At 64.7% G+C, this 24,562-nt stretch carries 26 protein-coding genes; 10 read left to right on the forward strand and 16 right to left on the reverse strand.

The features are described from left to right. Window positions 1-14: 14 nt before the first annotated feature. On the reverse strand, window positions 15-1,445 hold the full coding sequence (locus AB7531_RS35035; protein WP_187387798.1) for a phospholipid carrier-dependent glycosyltransferase: 1,431 nt from the start codon (window positions 1,443-1,445) through the stop codon (window positions 15-17). A gap of 51 nt (window positions 1,446-1,496) precedes the next feature. On the opposite strand from AB7531_RS35035, the gene AB7531_RS35040 reads away from it, so the two are divergent. Together AB7531_RS35040 and AB7531_RS35045 are read left to right on the forward strand one after the other, a co-directional pair. Further along, the gene (locus tag AB7531_RS35040; RefSeq protein WP_063985207.1) at window positions 1,497-2,198 is read left to right on the forward strand and encodes a FecR family protein; all 702 of its coding nucleotides are present in this window, start codon (window positions 1,497-1,499) and stop codon (window positions 2,196-2,198) included. A 2-nt stretch (window positions 2,199-2,200) separates the two neighbouring features. Beyond that, a complete protein-coding gene (locus AB7531_RS35045; protein ID WP_063986641.1) occupies window positions 2,201-3,358 on the forward strand; it encodes a hypothetical protein in 1,158 nt (385 codons plus the stop codon). Between the two features lie 155 nt (window positions 3,359-3,513). Here the strand turns inward: AB7531_RS35045 and AB7531_RS35050 are convergent, their stop codons facing one another. The 3 genes from AB7531_RS35050 to AB7531_RS35060 all read right to left on the reverse strand — a co-directional run bounded on the left by AB7531_RS35050 (window position 3,514) and on the right by AB7531_RS35060 (window position 5,118). After that, a complete protein-coding gene (locus AB7531_RS35050; RefSeq protein ID WP_063985208.1) occupies window positions 3,514-4,002 on the reverse strand; it encodes a VOC family protein in 489 nt (162 codons plus the stop codon). A 43-nt stretch (window positions 4,003-4,045) separates the two neighbouring features. Further along, window positions 4,046-4,474, reverse strand: a complete 429-nt coding sequence (locus tag AB7531_RS35055; RefSeq protein ID WP_014497472.1) for a VOC family protein — start codon at window positions 4,472-4,474, stop codon at window positions 4,046-4,048. 131 nt (window positions 4,475-4,605) lie between these two features. Beyond that, the gene (locus AB7531_RS35060; RefSeq protein WP_028148584.1) at window positions 4,606-5,118 is read right to left on the reverse strand and encodes a cupin domain-containing protein; all 513 of its coding nucleotides are present in this window, start codon (window positions 5,116-5,118) and stop codon (window positions 4,606-4,608) included. A 128-nt stretch (window positions 5,119-5,246) separates the two neighbouring features. Here AB7531_RS35060 and AB7531_RS35065 point away from each other — a divergent pair, with 128 nt between their 5' ends. Continuing rightward, a complete protein-coding gene (locus AB7531_RS35065) occupies window positions 5,247-5,465 on the forward strand; it encodes a CsbD family protein (protein WP_028148583.1) in 219 nt (72 codons plus the stop codon). A gap of 164 nt (window positions 5,466-5,629) precedes the next feature. Here AB7531_RS35065 and AB7531_RS35070 read toward each other — a convergent pair whose 3' ends face one another. After that, window positions 5,630-6,040, reverse strand: a complete 411-nt coding sequence (locus AB7531_RS35070; protein ID WP_234678579.1) for an FKBP-type peptidyl-prolyl cis-trans isomerase — start codon at window positions 6,038-6,040, stop codon at window positions 5,630-5,632. Between AB7531_RS35070 and AB7531_RS35075 the strand changes: the two genes are divergently transcribed. Further along, the gene (locus AB7531_RS35075; RefSeq protein WP_224517873.1) at window positions 5,976-6,128 is read left to right on the forward strand and encodes a hypothetical protein; all 153 of its coding nucleotides are present in this window, start codon (window positions 5,976-5,978) and stop codon (window positions 6,126-6,128) included. The genes AB7531_RS35070 and AB7531_RS35075 overlap by 65 nt on opposite strands. Window positions 6,129-6,161: 33 nt before the next feature. Here AB7531_RS35075 and ggt read toward each other — a convergent pair whose 3' ends face one another. Next, a complete protein-coding gene (gene ggt / locus AB7531_RS35080) occupies window positions 6,162-7,748 on the reverse strand; it encodes a gamma-glutamyltransferase (RefSeq protein WP_063985209.1) in 1,587 nt (528 codons plus the stop codon). Between the two features lie 222 nt (window positions 7,749-7,970). On the opposite strand from ggt, the gene trhO reads away from it, so the two are divergent. Together trhO and AB7531_RS35090 are read left to right on the forward strand one after the other, a co-directional pair. Then, window positions 7,971-8,738 (forward strand): oxygen-dependent tRNA uridine(34) hydroxylase TrhO, encoded by a 768-nt coding sequence (trhO, locus tag AB7531_RS35085; protein WP_084795283.1) that lies wholly within the window; start codon window positions 7,971-7,973, stop codon window positions 8,736-8,738. Then, window positions 8,728-8,946: a SlyX family protein gene (locus AB7531_RS35090; protein WP_063985210.1), complete on the forward strand. Its 219-nt coding sequence runs from the start codon at window positions 8,728-8,730 to the stop codon at window positions 8,944-8,946. The genes trhO and AB7531_RS35090 overlap by 11 nt, the downstream gene beginning before the upstream one ends. Before the next feature lie 10 nt (window positions 8,947-8,956). On the opposite strand, the gene AB7531_RS35095 is transcribed toward AB7531_RS35090, so the two are convergent. Further along, window positions 8,957-10,861 carry a diguanylate cyclase domain-containing protein gene (locus AB7531_RS35095; protein ID WP_063985211.1) on the reverse strand — a complete coding sequence of 635 codons (1,905 nt, stop codon included), beginning with the start codon at window positions 10,859-10,861 and terminating at the stop codon, window positions 8,957-8,959. A 188-nt stretch (window positions 10,862-11,049) separates the two neighbouring features. Continuing rightward, window positions 11,050-11,265 (reverse strand): hypothetical protein, encoded by a 216-nt coding sequence (locus AB7531_RS35100; RefSeq protein ID WP_014497480.1) that lies wholly within the window; start codon window positions 11,263-11,265, stop codon window positions 11,050-11,052. 108 nt (window positions 11,266-11,373) lie between these two features. On the opposite strand from AB7531_RS35100, the gene hemE reads away from it, so the two are divergent. After that, a complete protein-coding gene (hemE, locus tag AB7531_RS35105) occupies window positions 11,374-12,408 on the forward strand; it encodes a uroporphyrinogen decarboxylase (protein WP_063985212.1) in 1,035 nt (344 codons plus the stop codon). A gap of 202 nt (window positions 12,409-12,610) precedes the next feature. Here the strand turns inward: hemE and hemC are convergent, their stop codons facing one another. The 3 genes from hemC to AB7531_RS35120 are packed head-to-tail and all read right to left on the reverse strand — an operon-like array spanning window position 12,611 to window position 15,884. After that, window positions 12,611-13,591 (reverse strand): hydroxymethylbilane synthase, encoded by a 981-nt coding sequence (gene hemC / locus AB7531_RS35110; RefSeq protein ID WP_084795284.1) that lies wholly within the window; start codon window positions 13,589-13,591, stop codon window positions 12,611-12,613. A 25-nt stretch (window positions 13,592-13,616) separates the two neighbouring features. After that, complete coding sequence (locus tag AB7531_RS35115) at window positions 13,617-15,242, reverse strand: GMC family oxidoreductase (protein ID WP_063985214.1); 1,626 nt, start codon at window positions 15,240-15,242, stop codon at window positions 13,617-13,619. 51 nt (window positions 15,243-15,293) lie between these two features. After that, entirely contained in the window at window positions 15,294-15,884 is a 591-nt protein-coding gene (locus AB7531_RS35120; RefSeq protein WP_063985215.1) for a TetR/AcrR family transcriptional regulator, read from the reverse strand. A gap of 100 nt (window positions 15,885-15,984) precedes the next feature. Between AB7531_RS35120 and AB7531_RS35125 the strand changes: the two genes are divergently transcribed. The 3 genes from AB7531_RS35125 (at window position 15,985) to AB7531_RS35135 (ending at window position 19,124) form a co-directional block, all read left to right on the forward strand. After that, the gene (locus AB7531_RS35125) at window positions 15,985-16,350 is read left to right on the forward strand and encodes a nuclear transport factor 2 family protein (protein WP_063985216.1); all 366 of its coding nucleotides are present in this window, start codon (window positions 15,985-15,987) and stop codon (window positions 16,348-16,350) included. Window positions 16,351-16,720: 370 nt separating this feature from the next. Then, the gene (locus AB7531_RS35130) at window positions 16,721-18,682 is read left to right on the forward strand and encodes a putative bifunctional diguanylate cyclase/phosphodiesterase (RefSeq protein WP_063986643.1); all 1,962 of its coding nucleotides are present in this window, start codon (window positions 16,721-16,723) and stop codon (window positions 18,680-18,682) included. Window positions 18,683-18,974: 292 nt separating this feature from the next. After that, complete coding sequence (locus tag AB7531_RS35135; protein WP_166084486.1) at window positions 18,975-19,124, forward strand: hypothetical protein; 150 nt, start codon at window positions 18,975-18,977, stop codon at window positions 19,122-19,124. A 6-nt stretch (window positions 19,125-19,130) separates the two neighbouring features. Here AB7531_RS35135 and AB7531_RS35140 read toward each other — a convergent pair whose 3' ends face one another. From AB7531_RS35140 to pgm, 5 genes are all read right to left on the reverse strand, one after another. Continuing rightward, window positions 19,131-19,574, reverse strand: coding sequence for a DoxX family protein (locus AB7531_RS35140; RefSeq protein WP_063985218.1), 444 nt, complete (start codon window positions 19,572-19,574; stop codon window positions 19,131-19,133). 244 nt (window positions 19,575-19,818) lie between these two features. Next, window positions 19,819-20,799 (reverse strand): PDR/VanB family oxidoreductase, encoded by a 981-nt coding sequence (locus tag AB7531_RS35145; RefSeq protein ID WP_063979736.1) that lies wholly within the window; start codon window positions 20,797-20,799, stop codon window positions 19,819-19,821. Window positions 20,800-20,809: 10 nt separating this feature from the next. Then, window positions 20,810-21,571: a GntR family transcriptional regulator gene (locus AB7531_RS35150; RefSeq protein WP_063979735.1), complete on the reverse strand. Its 762-nt coding sequence runs from the start codon at window positions 21,569-21,571 to the stop codon at window positions 20,810-20,812. A gap of 5 nt (window positions 21,572-21,576) precedes the next feature. Further along, complete coding sequence (locus AB7531_RS35155) at window positions 21,577-22,626, reverse strand: aromatic ring-hydroxylating dioxygenase subunit alpha (protein WP_187387662.1); 1,050 nt, start codon at window positions 22,624-22,626, stop codon at window positions 21,577-21,579. 287 nt (window positions 22,627-22,913) lie between these two features. Continuing rightward, complete coding sequence (gene pgm, locus AB7531_RS35160) at window positions 22,914-24,560, reverse strand: phosphoglucomutase (alpha-D-glucose-1,6-bisphosphate-dependent) (RefSeq protein WP_231144337.1); 1,647 nt, start codon at window positions 24,558-24,560, stop codon at window positions 22,914-22,916. Window positions 24,561-24,562 lie beyond the last annotated feature (2 nt).

Below are 24,562 nucleotides of genomic sequence, written 5' to 3' on the forward strand. Positions count from 1 at the left end.
GACAGGCGGCGATTTCATATCCAGCTCTGGAACAGCATCAACCGGTTGAACGTCTGCATGGACGTGCCGATGAAGGCCGCCGAGATCGGCAGCATCACCGCAAAGCCGATCGCCGCGACCCCGACATAGGCCCACAGCAGCCAGCGCGGCAGCCCCTCTCGTCGCAGCACATAGACCAGCGCAAGCGACGCCACGGTTGCGGCCGGCAGATAATAGTAGAGGAAGCCGAGCGTGCGCGGCAGCAAGGCCCAGGCGAGCCAGGAGCCGAAATAGAACGTCGCGATCAGGAACGCATCCCAGCGGCGAGCGACGATGAAGTCGCGCAACACGACGGCGAGCGCGAGCAGCGCCGGCCACGCGACCAGCGGATTGCCGAGGAAGACGATCGCGGAGACATTGTTCTCCGAGGTCTTGTCGAATAGGAACCACACCGGGCGCGCGAGCAGCGGCCAGGATGGCCACGCGCTCATATAGGTATGGCCGGCGATCGCGGTCGTGGTGTTGTCGGCGAATATCCGGCGCTGCGCCTCGATCAGATCCGGCAGCGACGCTCCGTAGAGCGGCACGAAAGCGGCAAGATATGTCAGCGCCGGCAGCACGGCGAAACAGAGCGCGACATGCTGCACCCGAAAACCGGGCCAGAGATCGGGCCGATACCAGTCGCTCGGCTTCGCGTCGGCAAACAGTGTGTGCCAGCCCTGCATCAGGCGGATCACCGCAACCATCACGATGCAGATGCCGAGCGGAAACAGGCCGCTCCATTTGCAAGTCGCGGCGAGGCCAAACAAGGCGCCAGCGAGCGCGAACAACGCATGCGGGCGCTCTCTTCGAAAGCCGTGCATGAAGGCGGCAATCGCGAGCAGGCCGAATCCGAGCGCGTAAATGTCCAGCATGGCGATGCGCGCCTGCACGTAAAGCATCTGGTTGAAGCCCGCGATCGCCGCGGCGGCGATCGCGGGCCCTTGCGCGGAGAACAGCGCGAGCCCGCACAGATAGATCGCGACGATCGCGAGCGCACCGAACAAGGTCGACGGATAGCGCCAGCCCAGCGCATTGTCGCCGAAGGCGGCGATCGATGCCGCCATCAGCTCCTTGGCCAGCGGCGGATGCATCGGATTGAGCATCGGTTGCGACATCGTGGGTGTCAGCATCTGCCGTGCCGCCGGCACGTAATGCACCTCGTCGAAGACGAACTTCTCCGGCGCCGTCAGGCCGATCAGCAGCGCGAGATGCGCGACCAGGAAAATCGCGACAGCGATCACTGCGCTCTGCGACACCTTCGGAACCGAGGGCAATTCGAACGGCTGCTGTGGGGCTATTTTGCGTGGCAAATCTGCTTCACCGCGGAGAAAAACAAAGACGGCACTTTTCATTGAACGCATTCTGCCGCAACTGTCACTAAGCATAACGCACGTCCAGCGCCGCTTGTGATAATTTCGCCACATCAGAAGCGCGCGCGATCCGGTACGATCAGGGACATATCGATCGGTTGCGAAATGAATTTGCGTTTCTGGCTTTTCCCCACTCTGTTGTCGGCACTCGTCTGCGCGGCGCCTTGCGCGCAGGCACAGACGCGCGTCGGCGAAGCCGTCGTGATCCAGAACGACGTGGTGCGCGTGGCCACGACCACGACGCCGATCAGTGTCGGCGACAGCATGCTGCGCGACGAGACTGTGCGCACCGGCGCCGATAGCGCTGCGCGCTTCGTCATGGCCGACAGCACCAATCTGTCGCTCGGCCCTAGCGCCACGCTGAAGCTCGACCGCACCGTCTTCAACGACGAGCACAGCTATCGCGACGTCGCGATCCGCATGACCACAGGCGCATTCCGTTTCGTCACCGGACATTCGGAAAAGACCGCCTACAAGATCACGACACCGCTCGCGACCATCGGCGTGCGCGGCACCACGCTCGACATCCTCTCCCAGCGCGGCCGCTCCGTCGTCGTGCTCCAGGACGGAGCCGCCAGCGTCTGCACGACGAGCTCCCAGTGCGTGCAGCTCACCCAGCCCGGCGACACTGCAATCATCACCTCGGCCGGCGGCAAGGTTAGCATCACCAAGACCAACACGCCGCCCTGGACCTTTGCCGCCAACTGCGCCGCAAGCGCCGGGCTGTGCTCGGTCAACCAGTATGCGGACGCCTCGCCGACCATCACGCCTGCCGTCCACGACGACGGCATGCTGTGCGGGCGGTGATGATGGCGAAACTCGACGTCAAGCGCTTCGTCCTCGCCGCCGCGCTGACCGCAACCGCTGCGTTTGCGTTCTTCGCGTTCAATGCGCGACCGGCGGCAGCGCAGGCGTCTTGCGAGTCCGGATGCGGTGGGCCGACGCCCTCTCCGTCGCCGACCTATTCACCGTCGCCGTCGCCGACACCCACACCGACCCCCTCCCCTTCGCCAAGCCCCTATCCGTCGTCCTCGCCGAGCCCGTATCCACCGCCTCCACCTTCGGGCCCGACCGGCGCGGACTCCAGCGGCAATTCGATCGGCGGCCTCGCCAACCAGCGCTTCAACCAGATGATCACCAACCGGGTGCTCGGCACGGTGCTGCTCGGCGTCAACGAGCAGGTCAATTGCAGCGACTGCATCAGCGCATTCGGCTCCGCCGGCTCGTTCTCGGCCGGCATCCACGGCCGCAAGGAGCTCACCAACAACCTGTCGCTGCTCGCCGGCATCGCCTACACGCAATACAGCGAGGGCGGCTACAATATCACCAGCGCGCCGATCGGCGCCTTCGCTCTGCGCTATGACTTCACCGACTGGGGCTCGTCGCGCCCGTTCTTCGACGTCGGCACCATCCTGACGCCGTGGGAGAAGGCGCGCTACACCCGCAACTACAACACCAGCCTCGGGCCGGTGAGCGTCACGGGCTCGACCAACGCGTCGAACTACGCCGTCTATGGCCGTGCCGGCTGGATGAGCCGCGTGTCCCCGCGCGACGAATTCGCGGCCTCGATCGAAGTCTGGCAGCTCTGGCAGCGCGTCTCCGGCTATTCGGACAGCGCCGTGGCGTTCAATCCGTTCGACGCCTCCATTGCGACCGGCACCGACCGCACCAGCCTGGTCAAGATCGGCGGCCAGTGGACGCACCTCTTCGGCAGCAACATCGAGGCCAATGTCAATGGCGGCTGGGTGCAGTCCTTCGCCAGCCATGGCGGCATCGTCGCCACCGTGACCGGCGACGGCCTGGTGGTGCCGACGATGGGCAACCAGGGTTGGTTCGAATATGGCGGCCGCCTCGGCTTCCGCGTGCAGAAGGGCTGGATCGTGGACCTGTTCGCCAACGGCACGCTGGGCCCGCAGCCGGTGGGGAACACCATCCATGGCGGCGTGGGGCTAAGGATCAATTACTAGGGCGGGATCTCGCCCCAAATTCCGCTGTCATGCCCCGGCTTGACCGGGGCATCCAGTACGCCGCGGCCTATCGATTGACCACTAGCGTCTCGGAGTACTGGATCGCCCGATCAAGTCGGGCGATGACAGTCAATATGTGGCCAGAGCATGCCACGTCACGCTGCCGACTTGCCCTCGAACGCCCGCCGGAGCACTTCCACATCGAGCTTCACCATCGTCATCATGGCTTGCATCGCGCGCGCAGCCGCGGCCTTGTCGGGGCTCGACAGGAATTCGAACATCACCTTCGGCACCACCTGCCAGGATACGCCCCAGCGATCGCTGATCCAGCCGCACTGCTGCTCCTTGCCGCCATGAGCAAGGAACGCGCTCCAGACGCTGTCGACCTGAGCCTGGTCGTCGCAATGGATCATCAGGGAGATTGCGTGGGTATATTCCACCTTCATGCCGCCGTTGAGCGCGACCAGGGGCTGCCCGGCCACCGTGAACTCGACGACGAGCACGGAGCCGGTCTTGCCGGACGGGCCGTCCGAAACGTTGCGCTGGACGTGCGTGATTTCCGAGTTCGGAACGAGCGACACGTAGAACTTCGCGGCTTCCTCGGCATCGCCGTTGAACCACATGCAGGGCACGAGCTTGGACATCGTGAATGCTCCTCTTGAGATGGTCGATGTTCGTTGGCTTCGGTCAGGCGTTCGCCATGTCGGACTGCGCGGCGAAGGCTGCCATGTCCATCCAGTTCACGCCCCACATATGACCGTCCGGATCCTCGAAGCTGCGGCCGTACATAAAGCTGTATTCGTCCTTCGGGCTTGGATCGGCCACACCGCCCGCGGCCTCGGCCTTGCCGACGACGTCATCGACCTCGTCGCGGCTGTCGGCCGACAGGCAGAGCAGCACCTGGTTCGAGGTCTTGGCATCCGCGATCGGCTTCGGCGTGAACTTGCGGAATTTGTCGTGGGTCAGGAGCATGGCGAAGATGGTCTCGGAGAAGACCATGCAGCTCGCCGTCTCGTCGCTGAATTGCGGGTTCCTGACCGCTCCGACCGCCTCGTAAAAGGCCGTCGCGCGCTTGAGGTCGGTCACCGGCAGATTGACGAAGATCATTTTGGGCATCGGAGGCTCCTTGGGCGGGGTTCTGCCCAAGGACGGATGGCCCGACGGCCATCCGACACGGCTTCCGAATATTTTTTGAAGGCTGTGCCCTGCGTGGTTCTGTCGTACAGAACCAGCAGGCTTTCAGGCCCTTACTTCTTCTCGTTGGGATCCCGGTGCACGGGGTCGATCCACAGCACGGTCTCGGGCTTCTCGACCGGCTCGATGTCGAGGTTGATCGCGACCGCCTCGCCGTCGCTGCGCACCAGCACGCATTCCAGCACCTCGTCCCGGCTGGCGTTGATCTCCTGATGCGGCACGTAAGGCGGGACGAAGATGAAATCGCCGGGGCCGGCCTCCGCCGTGAATTGCAAGCTCTCGCCCCAGCGCATCCGCGCCTTGCCCTTCACCACGTAGATGACGCTTTCGAGATGGCCGTGGTGATGCGCACCGGTCTTGGCGTCCGGCTTGATGCTGACCGTGCCCGCCCACAATTTCTGCGCGCCGACGCGTGCGAAATTGATCGCGGCCGCGCGGTCCATGCCCGCCGTCGACGGCACGTTGGTATCGAGCTGATTGCCGGGAATGACGCGCACACCGTCATGTTTCCAGCGATCGTCATGATCGTGGTCATGGTGGGAATGCGTGTGGTCATGGCCGGTCATGGGACTTGCTTTCTGTTGGTTCCGTGCGCGGCAAGCTAACCAAAGCGGGCCTATCAAGCCATACCCAAAATCGGAACTCTCGTAGTCGGCAGGCGTTGTTTTCGCGAGCCAACTGGAAGGAGAGTTTCATGGGTAGCACGAGCGACAAGATCAAGGGCACCGCCAACGAGGCCATTGGCAAAGCCAAGCAGGGCATCGGTGAAGCCACCGGTTCCGATCGCCTGAAGGGCGAAGGCGTGGTCCAGGAAGTGAAGGGCAAGGGCCAGCAGGCCATGGGCGACGCCAAGGACGCCGCGAAGGAAGCAATCGATCGCGCCGCAGCCGCGGCAAAGCGCGCGGCGGAGTGACGCGCGTCAATCTGAAAGCGAAAAGACCGGCCGCGAGGCCGGTCTTTTTGTTTTGCGCTGATCTCTATCCGTCATGGCCGGGCCTGTCCCGGCCATCCACGTCTTGGCTGCACGAAGGAAAGAACGTGGATGCCCGGGACAAGCCCGGGCATGACGAAGCAGGCTCACTTCACCGCGAGCAATTCCACGTCGAACATCAAAGTCGCGTTCGGCGGGATCACGCCGCCGGCGCCGCGGGCGCCGTAGCCGAGTTGCGGCGGGATGATCAGCGTACGCTTGCCGCCGACCTTCATCGTGGCAACGCCCTCGTCCCAGCCGGCGATGACGCGGCCCTTGCCGATCGGAAACTCGAACGGCTCGTTCCGGTCGACCGACGAGTCGAATTTCTTACCCTTCTGGCCGTTCTCGTAGAGCCAGCCGGTGTAGTGCATCACGCAGATCTGGCCGGGTTTCGGCGAGGCACCGGTGCCGACGACGCTATCAATGGTCTGCAAGCCTGAAGCTGTTGTCATGGGTTTTCCTGCGGTCTGGGCCGAGGCCGTGGTGGAAACGAATGTCGACACGCTGCCGATCACGGTGATCGCGAGTGCCGACATGATGGCGAGGAGCGCGCGCTGGAAACGCTGCATAAGAGACCTTCCGTTTGAGGCGGAAGGTGTCTAGCGCAACGAAGCAATCGTTTCCAGCCCTCGGCCCTTAATAGCCCAGCGCGCAGCCGTCCTTGCGTGGATCGGAACCGCCGGTGAGCGTGCCCTTGTCCCAGTCGATCCAGATCGCCTGGGCGCCGCCGAGCGGGCCGACCACGCTGGTGGTCTTGTGGCCGAGCTTCTTCAGGCCTTCGACGATATCGGCAGGCACGCTGTCCTCGAGCTGGTACTGGCCCTCGTAGTGCAGACCGCGCGGCATGTCGATCGCCTCCTGCACGTCGCAGCCATAGTCGAGAATGTTGGTCACGACGTGGGTCTGGCCGACGGGCTGGTACTGTCCGCCCATCACCGCGAACGGCATCACGGAGCGGCCGCCCTTGGTGAGGAGGCTCGGCATGATCGTGTGCAGCGGGCGCTTGCCGCCGGCGATGCAATTGGGATGGCCGGGCTGGATGCGGAAGCCGCCGGCGCGGTTCTGGAACAGCACGCCGGTCTTGTTCGAGACGATCGCCGAGCCGAAGGAATGCGCGATCGAATTGATGAACGAGCAGACGTTGCGATCCTTGTCCACGACCGTGATGTAGATGGTCGAGGGATTCATCGGCGGCGCGACGTTCGGCAGGTCGAGCATGCCGTCCATGCGGATCTTGCTGATGTACTCGTCGGCAAAGCCCTTCGCGAGCATTTCGGCGACGTCGATCTTCATATGCTCAGGGTCGGCGACATGCATCTCGCGATTCATGTAGGCGATGCGCGCGGCTTCGGCTTCGAGATGGAAGCGCTCGATGCTGAGCGGCGCGTACTTGGTCAGGTCGAACCGCGACAGGATGTTGAGCATCAAGAGCGCGGTGACGCCCGGGCCGTTCGGCGGGCACTGCCAGACGTCGTAACCCTTGTAGTTGGTACCGATCGGCGTCGTCGTCTCGGTGGTGTGGGCGGCGAAATCGTCGAGCGTGTGCAGGCCGCCGATCTCCCTGAGGGTCTCGACCATGTCCTCCGCGATCGCGCCCTTGTAGAACGCGTCGCGGCCGTCCTTGGCGATCGCGCGCAGCGTCTTGCCGAGCTCGGCCTGGCGGATGATGTCGCCGGCGACCGGCGGCTTGCCGCCCGGCAACAGGTAACGCACGGTATTGGTGCCACCCTTCAGCTTCTCGAACTGGTTCTTCCAGTCGAAGGCGATGCGGGGGGCAACCACGTAACCTTCCTCGGCCGCCTTGATCGCGGGCTGCAGCAGGCGGTCGAAGCCGAACTTGCCGTGATCGCGCAGCACGGTCGCGAAGGCGTCGATCACGCCCGGGATCGAGACCGCATGCGCCGAGGTCAGCGGCACGGAATTGATCTTGCGCTCGAGATACCAGTCGGCGTTCGCCGCCTTCGGGGCCCGGCCGGAGCCGTTATAGGCGATGATCTTGCCCTCGCCGCGCGGCTGGATCAGCGCAAAGCAGTCGCCGCCGATGCCGGTCGATTGCGGTTCGATCACGCCGAGCAGCGCCGAACCCGCCACCGCCGCATCCACCGCCGTGCCGCCCTCGCGCAGCACCTCGATCGCGGCCAGGGAGGCCTGCGGATGCGAGGTCGCGACCATCGCGTTGGTGGCGTGGACGGTGGACCTGCCGGGGAAATGGAAGTTTCTCATCGAAGTTTTGCTCTCTCAGGGCTCTCTTGGGGGGCTCTCTTGGGCCGTCGGCGCGGAGGGCGCGCCGTCTCGGAAAAACCGGGCCTACATGACACATTCCGGCCCGTCGGGGCAATGCTGGCATACCAGCGAAATAGCTGCCATCCGCTGGGCGTATAGACCTTTTGCCGTCCGGGGCCATGCGGGTTTTCTGGGCGGCGGCCGCCTGCTAAACGAGCCGCCATGATCCACAAGGTCGCCGCCTTTTACCAATTCGCCGCCCTGCCCGATTACCGCGAGCTGCGCGAGCCGTTGCGCGCGTTCTGCGCAGGCCTCGCGCTCAAGGGCAGCGTGCTGCTCGCCCAGGAAGGTATCAACGGCACGATTGCGGGTGCGCCCGAGGCGATCGACGCCTTCGTCCACGAGCTCGCGCACGGCGCCCTGTTCGGCGGCCGGCTGAACAATCTCGAGCTGAAATTCTCGACCGCCGAGGCGATGCCGTTCGGCCGGCTCAAGGTGCGGCTGAAGAAGGAGATCGTCACGCTCGGCGACGAGGCCGCAGATCCGACGCGGCAGGTCGGCACGTACGTCGAGGCCGCCGAATGGAACGCGCTGATCGCAGCACCCGACACGCTGGTGCTCGACACGCGCAACGCCTTCGAGGTGGCGATGGGCACGTTCGAGGGTGCGGTCGATCCCGAGATCAAGAGCTTTGGCCAGTTCAAGGATTTTGCCGCCGAGCAGCTCGATCCGGCAAAGCACCGCAGGATCGCGATGTTCTGCACCGGCGGCATCCGCTGCGAGAAGGCGAGCGCGCATCTGCTCGCGCGCGGCTTTGCTGAGGTCTATCACCTCAAGGGCGGTATCCTCAAATATCTCGAAGAGGTGCCGGAGGCGCAGAGCCGCTGGCGCGGCGAATGTTTTGTATTCGACGAGCGCGTCGCACTCAGTCATGGCTTGCGCGAACGGGGCCTACGCGAACAGGAATTGGGGCACGACCGTGACGAGTGACATCAAGACGCTGGGCGAGCGCATCGACACGCTGGAGACGCGCATCGCCTATCAGGACGATACGATCGAGACGCTCAACCAGACGATCACCGCGCAATGGAAGCAGATCGACGCGCTGACGCGGAAGATCGCAGAGCTCGGCGAGCGACTTCAGGAAGCCGAGACGAATGCGCCGGGCCCCGCCAACGAGCCCCCGCCGCATTATTGAGGATGATGGGCTACAGCCCTGACGCCTTCGGCAGCAGGCTCGCCACCTCGACCGACATCATCAGGCGGTCGCGCCCACCCTGCTTCGCCGCATAGAGCGCCTGATCGGCAGCCTCGACGAGCGAGCCCACGCCGGCGGTGCGTTCCAGCGCGGGCCGGCAGGCCGCGCCGCCGAGCGAAGCGGTGACGCAGCCCGACGCGTGATTGGTGCTGTGGACGAGGCCCGCCTCGCGGATCGCCCGGCGGATCCGCTCGCCGATCCGCGCGCAGCCGGCGGCATCGGTGTTCGGCAGCAGCATGGCGAATTCCTCGCCGCCGTAGCGCGCAGCCAGATCTCCGGCGCGCTGCATCTCGGCCGCGATGACCTTCGCCACCACACGCAGACAGGCATCGCCTGCGGGGTGGCCGTATTCGTCGTTGTAGGCCTTGAAGTGATCGACGTCGATCATCAGCAAAGCGAGGCTGGAGCGGTCGCGATAGGCGCGCGCCCATTCCTCCTTCAACCGTTCGTCGAAGCGGCGGCGGTTGGCGAGCCCGGTGAGGCTGTCCTCGATTGCGAGTGTCTCGAGCCTGGTCTCCAGCTTCTTCTGCTCGGTGATGTCGCGCGAGATCGCGACCACCCCGTCGACGTTGCCGTTTTCCTTGCGCGTCACCCGCATGGTCGATTCGAGCCAGACTTCCGAGTTTTGCCGGTGCGCGTTGCGATAGGTGACGCGCGCCTCGTCCTTTTCGCCGCGCTTCATGGCATCGACGAGCGCCTGGACCTGCGGCCGATCATCCGCATGGATGCCGGCGAGCGCCGGCGTTCCGATCAGCTGATTGGGCCGCCAGCCGACGACGCGAACCGACGAGGGCGAGACATAGCGCAGCCGCTCGTCGAGCCCGATGCGGGTCACCATGTCGCTGGAGCCTTCCGCGAGCAGGCGGAAATGCGCCTCTTTCTCGACCAGGGCCGCGGCCATGCGCTGGCCCCGCTGCAACTGCCGCACCAGCACCGCGCCGATGACCGCGATCAGCACGACCAGCGCGAGCACGTAGAGCATGCGGGAGATCGCCGCGGCGCGCCAGGGCGCCAGCAGTTCGGCCTTGTCGACCATGGCAAGCAGGACGAGCGGATAACGGCCAGAGCGCTTGAAGAAGCTGACGCGCTCGGCGCCGTCCAGCGGCGACCTGAAATGGTATGCGCCGCCCGGCTGCTGCAGGCTCGCGTCGCGGAATAGCGGGGTGTCGGCGACGCTGCGGCCGACGAACCTGTCGTTGCTTGGATTGCGCGCGATGATCATGCCGTCGCCGTGCACGAGCGCCACGGAGCTGTTGCGGCCGAGCTCGAACTGCTCGTAGAAATGCGCGAGATAGTTCGCACTGATGGTCGCAAGCACGACACCGCCGAAGCTGCCGTCCTGCTTGTTGAAGCGGCGCGACAGGGTGACGACCCATTCGCCATCGAGCTGGCTCCGCACCGGATGGCCGACATGAGGCTCCCGTTTCGAGGACAGCTGGTGATGACGGAAGAAAGCGTCGTCGCTGAGGGTCGAGCCGATCGTGCCCGGCGAGGTCAGCCAGTTGCCCTGGTCGTCGATGATGGCGAGGCTGTGAATGCGCGCGATCGCCTTCTTGCGCGCCTCCAAGAGGTTCCTGAGCTTGGCGATCGTGGCGGGTTCGGCGCCGTCCATCTCCAGCCGGCTGACGACGCCGACGACGCCGGAATCCAGCAGGTCGAGGCTGTCCTCCGCATGCTGCGTCAGCGAGCGCGCAACATTCGCCATCTCGGTCTCGGCGCCCTTGAGCACGGCATCGCGCGCGGCCCATTCACGCCAGCCGCTGACGCCGAGGATGGTCGCACAAGTGAGCACGACGAACGCCGCCGCGCGCAACGGCAGGCGGCTCCATCCGGCTCTTTGTGAGGCGACGGTCATGCGGCAGAAATCTCCGATCGCCGGAACTTCCACCGCTTCTGTTATTGAACCCTGAAACGCTTGAGGACATTCGCAGCGTTATGCGGGTTTTCCCGTACTCCTACGGACTGGAGCGTCGTTGGATCGCTAACAATGCGTTAGCGACCCTATCGGAAACCGAGCGCCCCGGCGCTCGCTGAACGTCGGCCTTAGCTGAAGATCGACTTAACCTTGTCCCAGAGCGAGGGACTGTCGGCGTCCGCATCGGCCTTCGACGGTGTCGGCTGCGCAGCGCTGACCGGATCGGACGCAGGGAAACTGTCCTCCAGCCCGGCTTCAAGCTTGGTATGGCGATCGGCGGCCAGCGCCTTGCCAAGATCATCAGCGTGCTTGTCGTGCGGCGCGGGATTGAATGTCTCAGCCATGGAGTCCTCCTCGATTGGGAGGTCAACGCGGCGCATTTGCGCTGGTTCCACTGTTCCGCTCCGGCTTCCGGCAGTGTATCAGGAACCTCAATCTTGATAGGACCGTCCGTGCCCCAGTCTGCGACAAAGCCCTTCATCGACGTGCTCTCCGGCCAGCGCCAGGCTACCCCGCCCATGTGGATGATGCGGCAGGCCGGGCGTTATCTGCCGGAATATCGCGAGGTGCGGGCCAAGGCCGGCGGCTTCCTCGATCTCTGCTTCAACCCGGAGCTTGCCGCCGAAGTGACGCTGCAGCCGATCCGCAGGTTCGGCTTCGATGCAGCGATCATCTTCTCCGACATCCTCGTGATCCCCTATGCGCTCGGCCGTTCCGTGCGGTTCGAGGTTGGCGAGGGTCCTCGGCTGGAGCCGCTGGATGATCCCGCAAAAGTCGTGACGCTCGCCGCGCACGCCGACTTCAGCAAGCTCAAACCGGTGTTCGAAGCGCTCAGGCTCGTGCGCGGTGCGCTCGATCCCAAGACCGCACTGATCGGCTTCTGCGGAGCGCCGTGGACGGTGGCGACCTACATGGTCGCCGGCCAGGGCACGCCCGACCAGGCGCCGGCGCGGATGATGGCCTACCGGCATCCGGAGGCGTTTGCGACAATCATCGACGTGCTCGTGGAGAACTCGATCGCATATCTGCTGGCGCAACTCGCGGCCGGTGCCGATGCGTTGCAGATCTTCGACACCTGGGCCGGCGTGCTGCCGCCGGCCGAGTTCGCGCGCTGGTCGGTCGAGCCGACCCGGCGCATCGTAGAAGGCGTGCGCGCAAAAGTGCCCGATGCGAAGATCATCGGTTTTCCGCGCGGCGCTGGCGCGCAATTGCCGGGTTATGTCGAAGCGACCGGCGTGAATGCCGTCAGCATCGACTGGACTGCCGAGCCGGCCTTCATCCGCGAGCGCGTGCAGAGCCGCGTCGCCGTGCAGGGCAATCTCGATCCGCTGGTGCTGATCACGGGCGGCGCTGCGCTCGACCGCGCCGTGGACAACGTGCTGGCGAACTTTGCGCAAGGGCGCTTCATCTTCAATCTCGGTCACGGCATCCAGCCGGAAACGCCGATCGCCCATGTCGAGCAGATGCTGAAGCGCGTGCGGGGCTAATTTGTTGCGTCCCGGAGGGGAGCGGAAACAAAAACCGCGAAAACAACCCCATGCACAGTAGAGAGACCACGCCCGATCAATGACTTAAAGGGCACTGAAATCAGATGCGCGGTCATCGCACTAGATTGCGCCGACGTTTGACACGTCGGGCAAAACAGGAGCAGGATGGCATCATCCCACCGATTGCGATTTCACAGGCCAGCTAGCGCGGCCGGCTGCGCTCGATGATCTCGGCGGCGCCCTTCGTCAGCAGATCCAGTCCCACCGCACGGCCGAGCTCGCGCGGGCGGTTGGCGGGGCCTGTGTGCGAGGCTTCGATGATGGTGTTGCCGGAGAGGTCGAGCACGGACGCCGTCAGCGACATCTGATCGCCTGCGATGGTCGAAAAACCCGCCACCGGCGAATTGCAATGGCCGTTGAGCACCCACAGCACCTCGCGCTCCGCATCGGCAGAAGCGTGCGCAGAGGGATCGTCGATCGATGACAGGATCTGCCGCGTCTGCCAGTCCTGCGCGGCGCATTCCACGGCGACGATGCCCTGGCCTGCCGCGGGCAGCATCTCCGCCGCGGTGAATTCATAGGCGATACGGTGAGAGAGGCCAACGCGGTCGAGGCCGGAACGCGCCATGATCAGCGCATCGGCGGGACCAACCGCGCCGCCATCCGGCAACTTCTGCTTCTCGCCATTGTCGAGTTTTCGCACGCGCGTGTCGGCGGCGCCGCGGAAGTGGATCACTTCGACATCGGGAAACAGCCGCCGCGCATAGGCGGCGCGGCGCACGGCGTTGGTGCCGATCTTGAAACCCTTACCGCGGGACTGGCGCAGCGCTTCCAGCGTCACGCCATCGCGCAGCACCAGTGCGTCACTCGGGGGATCGCGCGATAGCGTAGCGCCGATGACGAGGCCGGGCGTGTCCTCGTTGCCGGGCATGTCCTTCAGCGAATGCATAGCGGCCTGCAATTCGCCCGACAGGACCGCGGCGCGGATCTGCGCCACGAAGGCGCCGCCCTTGCCGCCATGCGGCAACAGCTTGCTGGTCTGGTCGAGATCGCCCGTGGTGTCGAACTTGACGATCTCGACGTCGAGATCGGGCATGGCGGCGGTCAGGCGGCGCGCAATCTCTTCCGTCTGCGCCAGCGCCATCGCGCTCTTGCGTGTGCCGATCTTCAGTCGCGTAGCCAAGTCGAATGTCCTTTCAGCGCAATGTTTATCGCGCATCCTCCAATATCATGTCGGAGGCCTTTTCGGCGATCATGATGATCGGCGCGTTGGTATTCCCCGACACGAGGTCCGGCATGATCGAACCGTCGACGATGCGAAGGCCTTCGAGCCCCCTCACCTTCAGCCGCTGGTCCACCACCGCCAGCGCGTCATTGCCCATACGACAGGTCGAGGTCGGATGGTAGATGGTGCTGCCGCGCTCGCGGCAATAATCCAGAATCTCGGCGTCCGTGGATACCTTCGCCCCGGGATCGTACTCGCTGACCACGAACGGCTTCAGCGCCGGCGCATTCAGGATCTTGCGCAGGATCTTCAGGCCTTCGACATTGGTGGTGCGGTCGGTCTCGGTGGACATGTAGTTGATGCGAATTTCCGGCGGCACGGTCGGGTCCGCGCTTTTGATGCGCAAGGAGCCGCGGCTTTCGGGCCGCAGCTGGCACACCGACGCCGTGAACCCGGAAAAATCATGCAGCTTCTCCCCCATCTTGTCGGTCGAGAACGGCAGGAAATGCACCTGGATGTCGGGCGAAGCAAGCCGCGGACTGGTCTTGAAGAAGGCGCCGGCCGTGCCGGCCGCGATGGTCAGCCAGCCCTTCCGGAACAGCGCATAGCGCGCACCGGCCAACGTGCGGCGGAACGGATTATTGACGGTGTCGTTGAGCGTGATCTTCTGCGAGCAGCGCATCACGACGCGGACCTGCATGTGGTCCTGGAGATCGTGGCCGACGCCCGGCGCGTCCAGCACGACATCGATGCCGTGCTTGCGCAAGAGATCGGCAGGGCCGACGCCGGAGAGCTGAAGGAGCTGCGGCGAGTTGTAGGCGCCGCTCGACAGCACGACCTCCTTGCGCGCGCGGGCCCGGCGCACGGTTGCGCCTTGCCGATATTCGACGCCGACCGCGCGGCGTCCCTCGAACAGCACGCGCTGGCCGAGCGCCTCGGTCTCGACCTTGAGATTGCTGCGCGTCTTCGCGGGTCCAAGATAGGCCACCGCCGTCGAGGCACGGCGGCCGTTGCGCGTCGTGGTCTGGAACAGGCCGACGCCCTCCTGCGTGGCGCCGTTGAAATCGGGATTGTAGGGCAGACCGGTCTGGACCGCGGCATCCATGAAGGCCTTCGACAGCGGATCGGTCACGACCATGTTGGACACCGGCAGCGGGCCGCCGCTGCCGTGATATTGATCGGCGCCACGCGCCTGGTTCTCGGCTTTCTTGAAATAGGGCAGCACGTCGTCATAGCCCCAGCCGGCATTGCCGTGCTGGCGCCAGCGATCGTAATCCTCGTGCTGGCCGCGGACATAAAGCAGGCCGTTGATCGAGCTCGATCCGCCCAGCGTCTTGCCGCGCGGCTGGAACACCTGGCGCCCCTTCAATTCGGGCTCCGGCTCGGTCTGATACATCCAGTTGACCGTCTTCTCCTTGAACAGTTTTCCGTAGCCGAGCGGCACGTGGATCCAGATGTTGGAATCCTTAGGTCCCGCCTCGAGCAGCAGCACGCTGTGCTTGCCGTTCGCCGACAGCCTGTTGGCGAGCACGCAGCCAGCGGAGCCGGCGCCGACGATGATGTAGTCGAACTCAGGATCGGACGGCGCGAGGGAGGAATTTGCGTTCATGCGCTACTGTTCTTCTTGTTGGTGGGCGTTTCCGGTTCGTCACTAGCACAATCATGCGCGTAGACGCAGCGCCTCGACCAGTGACTTGAACGCACGGGCATATTCCGCCCCTGCCCTTGCGATATCGGCGCGTCCGGCGCAGGCGACCGCCGCTTCCGTCACCGCGCCGAGCAGAAGCCGCGCCAGCGGCTCGACCGGTTGCTTTGCGATGAGGCCGGCCTCCATCGCCACCGACAGCGCGCGCGGCATCTTGCCGCCAAAATGCTGCGCGTCGATCTCGCGCCAGCGCTCCCAGCCGAGCACGGCCGGGCCGTCGCGCAGGATGATCTGGCCGGTCGGCCCCTTGGCGGTCGCCGCAAAGTAATGCTGGGTGCCGGCGACCATCGCGGCGAGCACGTCCTTCTCGGCGCGCGCGGTGCGGTCGATCTCGGCGACGAGATCGCGCGAGACAGAATCGAACACCGCTTCGAACACCGCCTCCTTGGTCTTGAAGTGATGATAGACCGCGCCCTTGGCGACGCCCGCGGCCTCCGCGATGTCGTCCATGGTGGTCGCGGCAAAGCCCTGCGTCCCGAACAGGCGGCGCGCCGCCGTCAGGATCGCCTCCGATGTCGCCGCCCGCCGCTCCGCCTGCTTTGCCATCGCTCCCGTCTAGTCCAATTCGTCGCACCCGGCCAGTTGACTTTTCGACTACCGGTCGGTATTTACCGACTATCAGTCGGTTTTAATCGTGAGGTGCGCCATGCCGAGCCGTGACGTCGTCGAAGCTTTTGCGAAGCGGTTGGAGGATGGGGAGTTTGTCGAAGCGATCGAGCAGTACTACACGTCCGATGCCGCGACCTATGAGAACAACGCCGCCCCGACGGTTGGCCGCGACAAGCTCGTCGCCAAGGAGCGCGGCGTGCTCGCGGCATCCAGGGAGGTGAAGGCCGTCCGCATCGGGCCGAGCCTGATCGAGGGCGACACTGTCGCGACACGCTGGCGGTTCAGCTTCACCAATGCCGAAGGCGCCACCCGAACACTGGATGAGATCGCGTGGCAGACCTGGCAGGGCGACAAGCTGGTCGAGGAGCGGTTCTACTATGATCCGAAGCAGCTCGGGCGGTGACGTTCGGCACATTTGGCAACAGATCGGGTTGGCAGCCTCCTCGCGGCCATCCTTCGAGACGCCCGCCTTCAGCGGGCTCCTCAGGATGAGGTCTGCTCCGCGGCAACATCTTGGACCCTCATGGTGAGGAGCGCCGCCTTGCGGCGCGTCTCGAACCATGAAGGCCGAGCGCGTTCTGCAATCGGCCCACTGTTACAACCGTAACGCGGGGCGCCGCATTTGTATCGATTTGTTATCGATACCCTCGCTTGAACACGCAGAAGTGGCCATGGCGATCGTGGCCAGCGGGGATAATTCATATTTCGTCAAAGGTTTGCAGCGAATCCTCCTGATCGAGCCGGACAAACGGCCCATGCTGCTAGGCCCTGGAATGCGGACTCAAACGACCAGCTATTTCGCACGGCTGTTCGCCGGCGATCTGTCGACCTTTGGCGGTCCTGCAACCGACGAAGCCGTCGCCGGACATATCCGCGCCGATCAGATGTCACTGGTGCTCGGCTACTCCGTCGGCATCATGCTTGCCAATGCCTGCAACGCGGCCGTGCTCGCCATCGCGCTCTGGCATTCGCCGGACTGGAAGTTTGCACTGGCCTGGGCCGCGATCGTGGCCGGCGCCGCGATTGCGTTCGGCCTGCAATCCCACGCCTCGCGCCGGATCACAAAACCGCAATTCGTTTCGCGCCGGGCGATGCATCGGCTGGTGCGCAACGCCTTCGTGCTCGGCGTTGCCTGGGGCATCGTCCCGGTCGCCTTCTTCGCGAATGCCGCGACCGGCGGCCAGCTCGTCATCACCTGCCTTTGCTCGGGAATGCTGGCCGGCGGCGCGCTTGCCTTCGCCACGATCCCGATTGCGGCCATCGCCTTCACCAGCCCCATCTTCGTCGGCATCGCCATCTGCCTCGGCCGCGACGGCGATCCCGCCTATGTGCTGATGGCCATCCTGGTGGTGGTTTACGGCAGCGTGCTGCTGCGCGCGGTGTTCGTCAATTCATTCGCGTTCGCGCGACGCGTGATCCGGCAGATCGAGGCCGAGCGCACGGTCCGGCAGGATCCCCTCACGCTGTTGCCCAACCGCTTCGCCTTCAACGAGACGCTCGAAGCCGCGCTGCGGCGGATGGCCCTGTCCGGCGAGGAATTCGCGGTGCTCCTGCTCGACCTCGACCGCTTCAAGGAGGTCAACGACAAGTTCGGCCACCCCGCGGGCGACGAATTCCTGTTGCAGGTCACAAGCCGGCTGCAACGCTGCACGCGCGCCGCCGAGCACGTCGCGCGAATCGGCGGCGACGAGTTCGCGCTGGTGATGGCCAATCTGGCGCGGCCGGAGGATGCGCTCGAGATCGCCGAACGCTTCGTCGCGGCCTTCGACGAACCGTTCCAGTTCGAGGGCCGCCAGATCGTCGGCGCGACCAGCGTCGGCATCGTGCTGGCGCCGCGCGACGGCACCACGCAGCTCGACATCATGAAGAATGCCGACGCCGCACTGTATCGCGCCAAGAAAGCCGGCCCCGGCACGGTCTGCTTCTTCGAGGAAGCCGATGAAAGGGTGTCACGCGATCGCAAGGCGCTGCAAGCGGACCTCGAAGGCGCCATCGCCAGGGACGAGCTGTTCCTGGTGTTCCAGCCGTTCCTCGATCTCGGCGAGAACCGCATCACCGGCTTCGAGGCGCTGCTGCGCTGGCAGCATCCCCGGCGCGGACTGGTACCGCCGAGCGAATTCATCCCGATCGCCGAGGAGACCGGGCTGATCCACGAGATCGGCGAATGGGTGATCCGGCGCGCCTGCGCAACGCTTTCGGACTGGCCCGAGGACATCAGGGTCGCCGTGAACTTCTCCGCCGCGCAGTTTCACAGCACCGGCATCCTCCAGACCATCGTGCAGGCGCTCGCGGACGCGAAGGTCGCCCCGCACCGGCTCGAGGTCGAGATCACGGAATCGATGCTGCTGTCGAAATATGGCTCCGCGGCGTCGATCCTGAACGCGCTGCTCGAGCTCGGCATCACGGTGGCGCTGGACGATTTCGGCACCGGCTTCTCCTCCCTCACCTATCTGCGCAAGCTGCCGTTCAGCCGTATCAAGATCGACCAGTCCTTCATCCGCGACATGCTGGTGCAGCCCGACTGCGCCGCGATCGTGAAGTCGGTGATCTCGCTGGCGCGCGACCTGCGCATCGGCGTGGTTGCGGAAGGCGTCGAGACCGCCGACCAGCTCGAGTTTCTGCGCCAGTTCGGTTGCGACGAAGCGCAGGGCTATCTGATCAGCCGGCCGGTGTCGGCCGATGGCGTTCTGGCGCTGTTGAACACGAAGAAGCTGCGGGCGACTTACGCGGCGTAGGGAAATACTCGCAAATGTGAGGCGGTCCGCTTCCAGGGGTGAAGCAGACTCGCGCAGGGCAGAATTTCTTCAAGCCACCCTTCGCAAATGAATCGCTGCCAGGCAGTTCTGCATCCCGCGCCAGTCTTCGCGGTCATAGGGTTGGTCTGCATCCCTGACCTAAGGCTGCCCGCTGTTTTGAGGGCGTTTCCGAGTGTTTCGGCGCGCTACCACTCTCAAGACGGCTTGCCGTGTCGGCCCCATTAAGCAACACTTGCCTCATTTCAAAGTAATTATTTTGAGGGGCATCATCATGCCTGAGATATTTGAAGTCGTGCTGTGGTGTGCCGCGCTTGCGACATGGTTGATGCTTCTCTTCGCCCTCGTGAGCAAGACCCTGAAGCAGCTCTCAAAGAGCATCCGCCGCGCGATAGAGGAAGCTTTCAAGCCCGACTTGAAGTGATCTCGGCTACGATGCCCGATCGAAACTGAACCGGCCCGCCCCGGTGACGAAGATCAACATCGCGCCTCCCATGATCGAGACATTCTTCAAGAAGTGGTTGTATTGACCGATCTGCTGCGCACCCGCGGGATACTCCCAGTAGCGGTGCGCAATAGCCGTTGCCGCCAATACGAACACAAACGTCAGAATTGCGCAGTAGCGCGTACCGACGCCCAATATCAAACCGACGGATATCAATACCTCCAGTACGATGTTCGTCATCGTGAACAGCTCAGGTGCTGGAAGGTTCAGGGACCTGAAATAACCCACAGAGCCGCTGAAGTTGGATATTGCTCCATACGCGCTTCCGACGAATACCCACGCGAGGAGAATGCGGCCGATTAAAATCAGCGCGTCAGCTCGCCCTTTGGCGAACTCATCGACTGCCAGCGAGACAGAATTGGATTTCATGGCAGAATCTCCACCCTTGCTGTCCAAGACCGGCTGAACACTTTTACTGCGAGAGCAAACCTATCATGATTGATGGACCGCACGAAGCGCTCTTACCGGCCCGTTGGCGCTGCAAACGAAGCCCGCTTCGTCACCGCCCTTAGCTGCCTCGCCAGGACGACCTGCACCCGCCCGCTCCGAAAGTAGGGCGGATGCGCGAGCTTTCAGGCTGATCGCGGTTTCCGAGTACGCCTTCCAGCCCCGGTCAGACCGCATCCGCCCGCAGCAGCGTGTCCACGGTGATGGTACCGCGGGCGCGGGAGACGCAGGCGCAGATCTTCTGGTTGCTTTGCTTCTGGTGATCGCTGAAGAAGACGTCGCGATGGTCGATCTCGCCGTCGACCTCGACCACGTCGATGGCGCACAGGCCGCATTCGCCGCGCTTGCAATCGTACATCACGTCGTGGCCGCTGGCATTGAGCACATCAAGCATCGAGCGCTCGCGCGGGATTTCGAGCTCGACATCGGTCCCCTTCAGGCGCACGCGAAACGTCTCGGTCGGCAGCGTGCCGCTGGAGCCGAAGGTCTCGTAGCGGAGATCGGGAAGCGGATGGCCGGCGCCGATCCAGGCGTGCCGCGCGGCATCCAGCATCCGCATCGGACCGCAGAACAGCGCCAGCGCACCTTGCGGCAATGATCCGAACAGCGCATCGAGGTCGAGCCGCCGGCCCTCGTCGCTCGCGTGAACGACCAGGCGCTCACCGAGCATTTTGGCGAGATCGTCGAGGTAGGCGGCATCGGTGCGCGAGCGCACGGCATAATGCAGCGTGACGTCAGCGCCGCGACGCGCCAGCGCCTGAGCGGCGCCAAGGATCGGCGTGATGCCTATGCCGCCGGCGATCAGGCAATAGTTTTCGCGGGCCCAGTCGACCGCGAGCAGCGAAGCCGGCCGGGTGATGTCGAGCCGAGCGCCGGGTGCGAGCTGCCACATATAGCGCGAGCCGCCGCGGGAATCCTCGGCACGGCGCACCGCGATCCGCAAGCCGCGCGAGGACGCCTCGCCGACCAGCGAATAGGATCGCGTCTCCGGCAGGCCGTCGATGGTCACGCTGATATTGATGTGGCTGCCGACCGGATAGGCCGTGCCGTCGAACTGATCCGGCAGGATCAGGAATTCGCGGATGCCCGGCGCAAGATCGCGCGTCGCGACCAGCGTTGCCGGAATCCAGGTTTCGATGAAGCGCATGGCGATTGCCCTAGTCGGTTGCGGTCCTGATCAGCGCGAGCGCCGGCAAGAGGTCGAGATGGGTGCGGTTGCGCAGCGCAAGCCGCAGGTTTCGCACTGCGAGGCGCGCGTGCTCGCGCATCACGGCCTCGGCGCGGGCGCCTTCGCGGTTCTCGATGGCGTCGATCACGACGCGATGGTGCTCCTGCCCGATGATCAGAATCTGCTGCGCCTCGGGCAGCGCCGATTGCGCCATCACGAAACCGCTGGGCGAGGCGAACGGCAGCGCCGAGGCGCGGTCGATCTGCCGGATCAGCGGCGGGCTGCGCGACAATTCCGTGAGCAGTGCGTGGAAGCGCGCGTTCAGCGTGACATAGGATGAGAACGCGTCGACCGAGATCGGCACCTGGCGCAGCAACTCGTCAATCGCGGCCAAACACTCCTTCAACGGCTCGAGCTCGCGCGCGGAAACGCCGCGCTCGGCTGCGAAGCGCGCGGCGAGCCCTTCGAGCGTGCCGCGCAGCTCGATGGAATCGGAGATGTCGCGCTCGGAAAACGCCTTCACCATGAAGCCGCCGGAGGGAATCGCCTCCAGCAGGCCTTCCTCCTCCAGCCGCACCAGCGCCATGCGCACCGGCGTGCGCGAGGCGCCGGTCGTCTCCACCGCCTGCAGCTCGGAGATGCGCTCGCCGGGCCGTAAGCGACCCGACAGGATCTGGTCGCGCAGCGCGAGCTGCGCCTTCACGGTCTGCGAGACGGAGCGGTCGACCTCTCGCTCAGGCGCTGGTTTCACCTGGCCTACTCCGCGGCCTGGAGCTGCTGCGGCGCGCTTTCCTTCGCCACCATCCTGTCGATCAGCTTGCGCGTCCACATCGCACCGGCGTCGATGTTGAGGTTGTAGAAGATCCGATCGGGGTTCTCGTCCATGGCGCGCTGCTGCGCCTCGAGGATCAGCTCGTCCTCGTGGAAGATCCCGGAGACACCCTCGCGGATCTCGGTGGTGATGCGCTGCTCGCCGATCTGATAGTTGCGGACGAACGCCCAGAAATAGTGGCAGGTCTTCTCGGTCTCCGGCGTGATGGTGTTGAGCACGAAACCGTTGACGCCCTGCGAGCGGTCGCCTTCCGGCGCGCCCGTGCCTGTCGGCGCCACGCCGACATCGATCGCGATCGTGCACGGGGCTTCGAAGCGGATGATCTGCCAGCGGTCGACGAGGCCGGGCTTGCCGAGCTGCTTGGCCCAGAACGGCGGCGCCTCGATGCCGCGCATCCAGCGCGTCACCGTCACCGTCTTCTCGCCATGGGTGACGTCGAACGGCGCTTCGGCCACCGCATCATTGCCGATCGAGGAGCCGTGCACAAAGGTCTCGTGGGTGAGGTCCATGAGATTGTCGAGCACGAGGCGGTAGTCGCAATTGACGCGGATGGTCTTGCCATCGCCGGCCCAGGCCGGATCGTGATTCCAGTGCATGTCCGGCACCAGCGCGGGATCGGCCAGCGCGGGATCGCCCATCCAGAGCCAGATGTAACGATGACGCTCGACCACGGGATAAGCGCGGACGCAGGCCGACGGATTGATGGTCTCCTGCGAGGGCATGAAGGTGCAGCGCCCCTGCGCATTGTATTTCAGGCCGTGATAGCCGCAGACGACGGTGTCGCCTTCCAGCCGGCCCTTGGACAGCGGCACCAGACGGTGCCAGCAGGCATCCTCCAGCGCGGCCACCGAGCCATCGGCCTTGCGGTACATCACGACATGCTTGCCGCAGATCGTCCGCGGCAACAGCGCCGGCTTGACGTCAGCGTCCCAGGCCGCGGCGTACCACGCGTTCATCGGGAAGGGTTTTGTCACGGGTCGCTCTCCCAAGGCTTGTGTATGCTTTATGTATACAATAGCGGAGGGATAGAATCGTTCAAGGCTAAATATGGCGTATTTGGATACCTATTATCCAGATGGTGTATACAATTCTACCCACATGTCATTCCCCGAAGGAGGGGAATCCAGTACGCCGCGGCTTCTCCGCATCACGGCACGGCGGCGGCGTACTGGATCACCCGCTTTCGCTGGTGATGACAGCGGAGAATGCGGCAAACACTTCCTCGGAGCAGCAACCGAAGAGTCGTACTGGGCTCAGTGCCCTACGCCCCGAACACCTTCTTCAGCCCTGCCTGGGCCTCTTCCTGAATCCGCTTCAGGTGCTCGGTGCTGCGGAAACTTTCCGCGTAGATCTTGTAGACGTCCTCGGTCCCCGACGGCCTTGCGGCGAACCAGCCGAAATCGGTCTCGACCTTGATGCCGCCGAACGGCTGGCCGTTGCCCGGCGCCTTGCTCAGCGTGGCGCGGACAGGATCGCCGGCGAGGTCCTTGAGGCCGAGCTGCTCGGGCGTGACGGACTTGAGGATGTTCTTCTGGGGCGCGGTGGCGGCGACGTCGATGCGCGCATAGTGCGGCACGCCGAGCTCCGCGGTGAGGTCGTTGAAGAGCTGGCTGGGGTCGCGGCCGGTCTTCGCCATGATCTCGGCTGCGAGCAGGCCGAGGATGATGCCGTCCTTGTCGGTGGTCCACACCCCGCCGTCGCGGCGCAGGAACGAGGCCCCTGCACTCTCCTCGCCGCCGAAGCCGAAGCCGCCCGTGAGGAGGCCGTCGACGAACCATTTGAAGCCGACCGGCGTCTCGACCAGCCTGCGGCCGAGCTTCTTGGCGACGCGGTCGATGATCGAGCTCGACACCACGGTCTTGCCGATCGCGGCATCCTTGCCCCAGTTCGGGCGGTTCGCGAACAGATAGGAGATCGCGGTCGCCAGATAATGGTTCGGATTCATCAGGCCGCCGGTGCGCGTCACGATGCCGTGGCGGTCGGCATCGGTGTCGTTGGCAAAGGCGACGTCGAAGCGGTCGCGCATCGCGATCAGGCTCGCCATCGCGTAGGGCGAGGAGCAATCCATGCGGATCTTGCCGTCCCAGTCGACGGTCATGAAGCGGAAGGTCGGATCGATCGCCTCGTTCACGACGGTGGCCTTCAGGCCGTAGCGCTCGATGATCGGATGCCAGTAATGCACGGCGGCGCCGCCGAGCGGATCGATGCCGATATTGATGCCGGCGGATTTGACGAGATCGAGATCGACGACATTGCCGAGATCGGCAACGTAGGGCGTGATGAAGTCGTAGGCGTGCACGTTCGCGGATTTGCGCGCCTTGGCGTAGTCGATACGCTTCACGCCCTTGAGGCCTTCGGCGAGATAGGCGTTGGCGCGCTTCTCGACGACGGAGGTCGCGTCGGTGTCGGCCGGGCCGCCATGCGGCGGATTGTATTTGTAGCCGCCGTCCTCGGGGGGATTGTGCGAGGGCGTGACGACGACGCCGTCGGCAAGGCCGCTAGTTCGGCCCTTGTTGTAGGTCAGGATCGCGTGCGAGATGACAGGCGTCGGGCTGTAGCCGCCGTCCTTGTCGATCATGATGTCGACGCCGTTGGCGGCGAACACCTCGACGGCGCTGACCAGCGCGGGCTCGGCCAGCGCATGGGTGTCGATGCCGATGAAGAGCGGGCCGGTCAGGCCCTTTTCTGTTCTGTAGTCACAAATCGCCTGCGTGGTCGCGAGGATGTGGCCCTCGTTGAAGCTGTTCTTGAACGACGTGCCGCGATGGCCGGAGGTTCCGAACGCCACCCGCTGCGCGGGATCGCCGACATCGGGCTTGCCGGCGAAATAGGCCGTCACCAGCCGCGGAACGTTGGTGAGCGCGTCCGGCGAGACCAGCTTGCCCGCCGCGGGATGAACATCAGCCACTG

This window comes from Bradyrhizobium sp. 63_E2_N1_3 (genome assembly GCF_052076005.1).
Lineage (GTDB): Bacteria > Pseudomonadota > Alphaproteobacteria > Rhizobiales > Xanthobacteraceae > Bradyrhizobium > Bradyrhizobium barranii.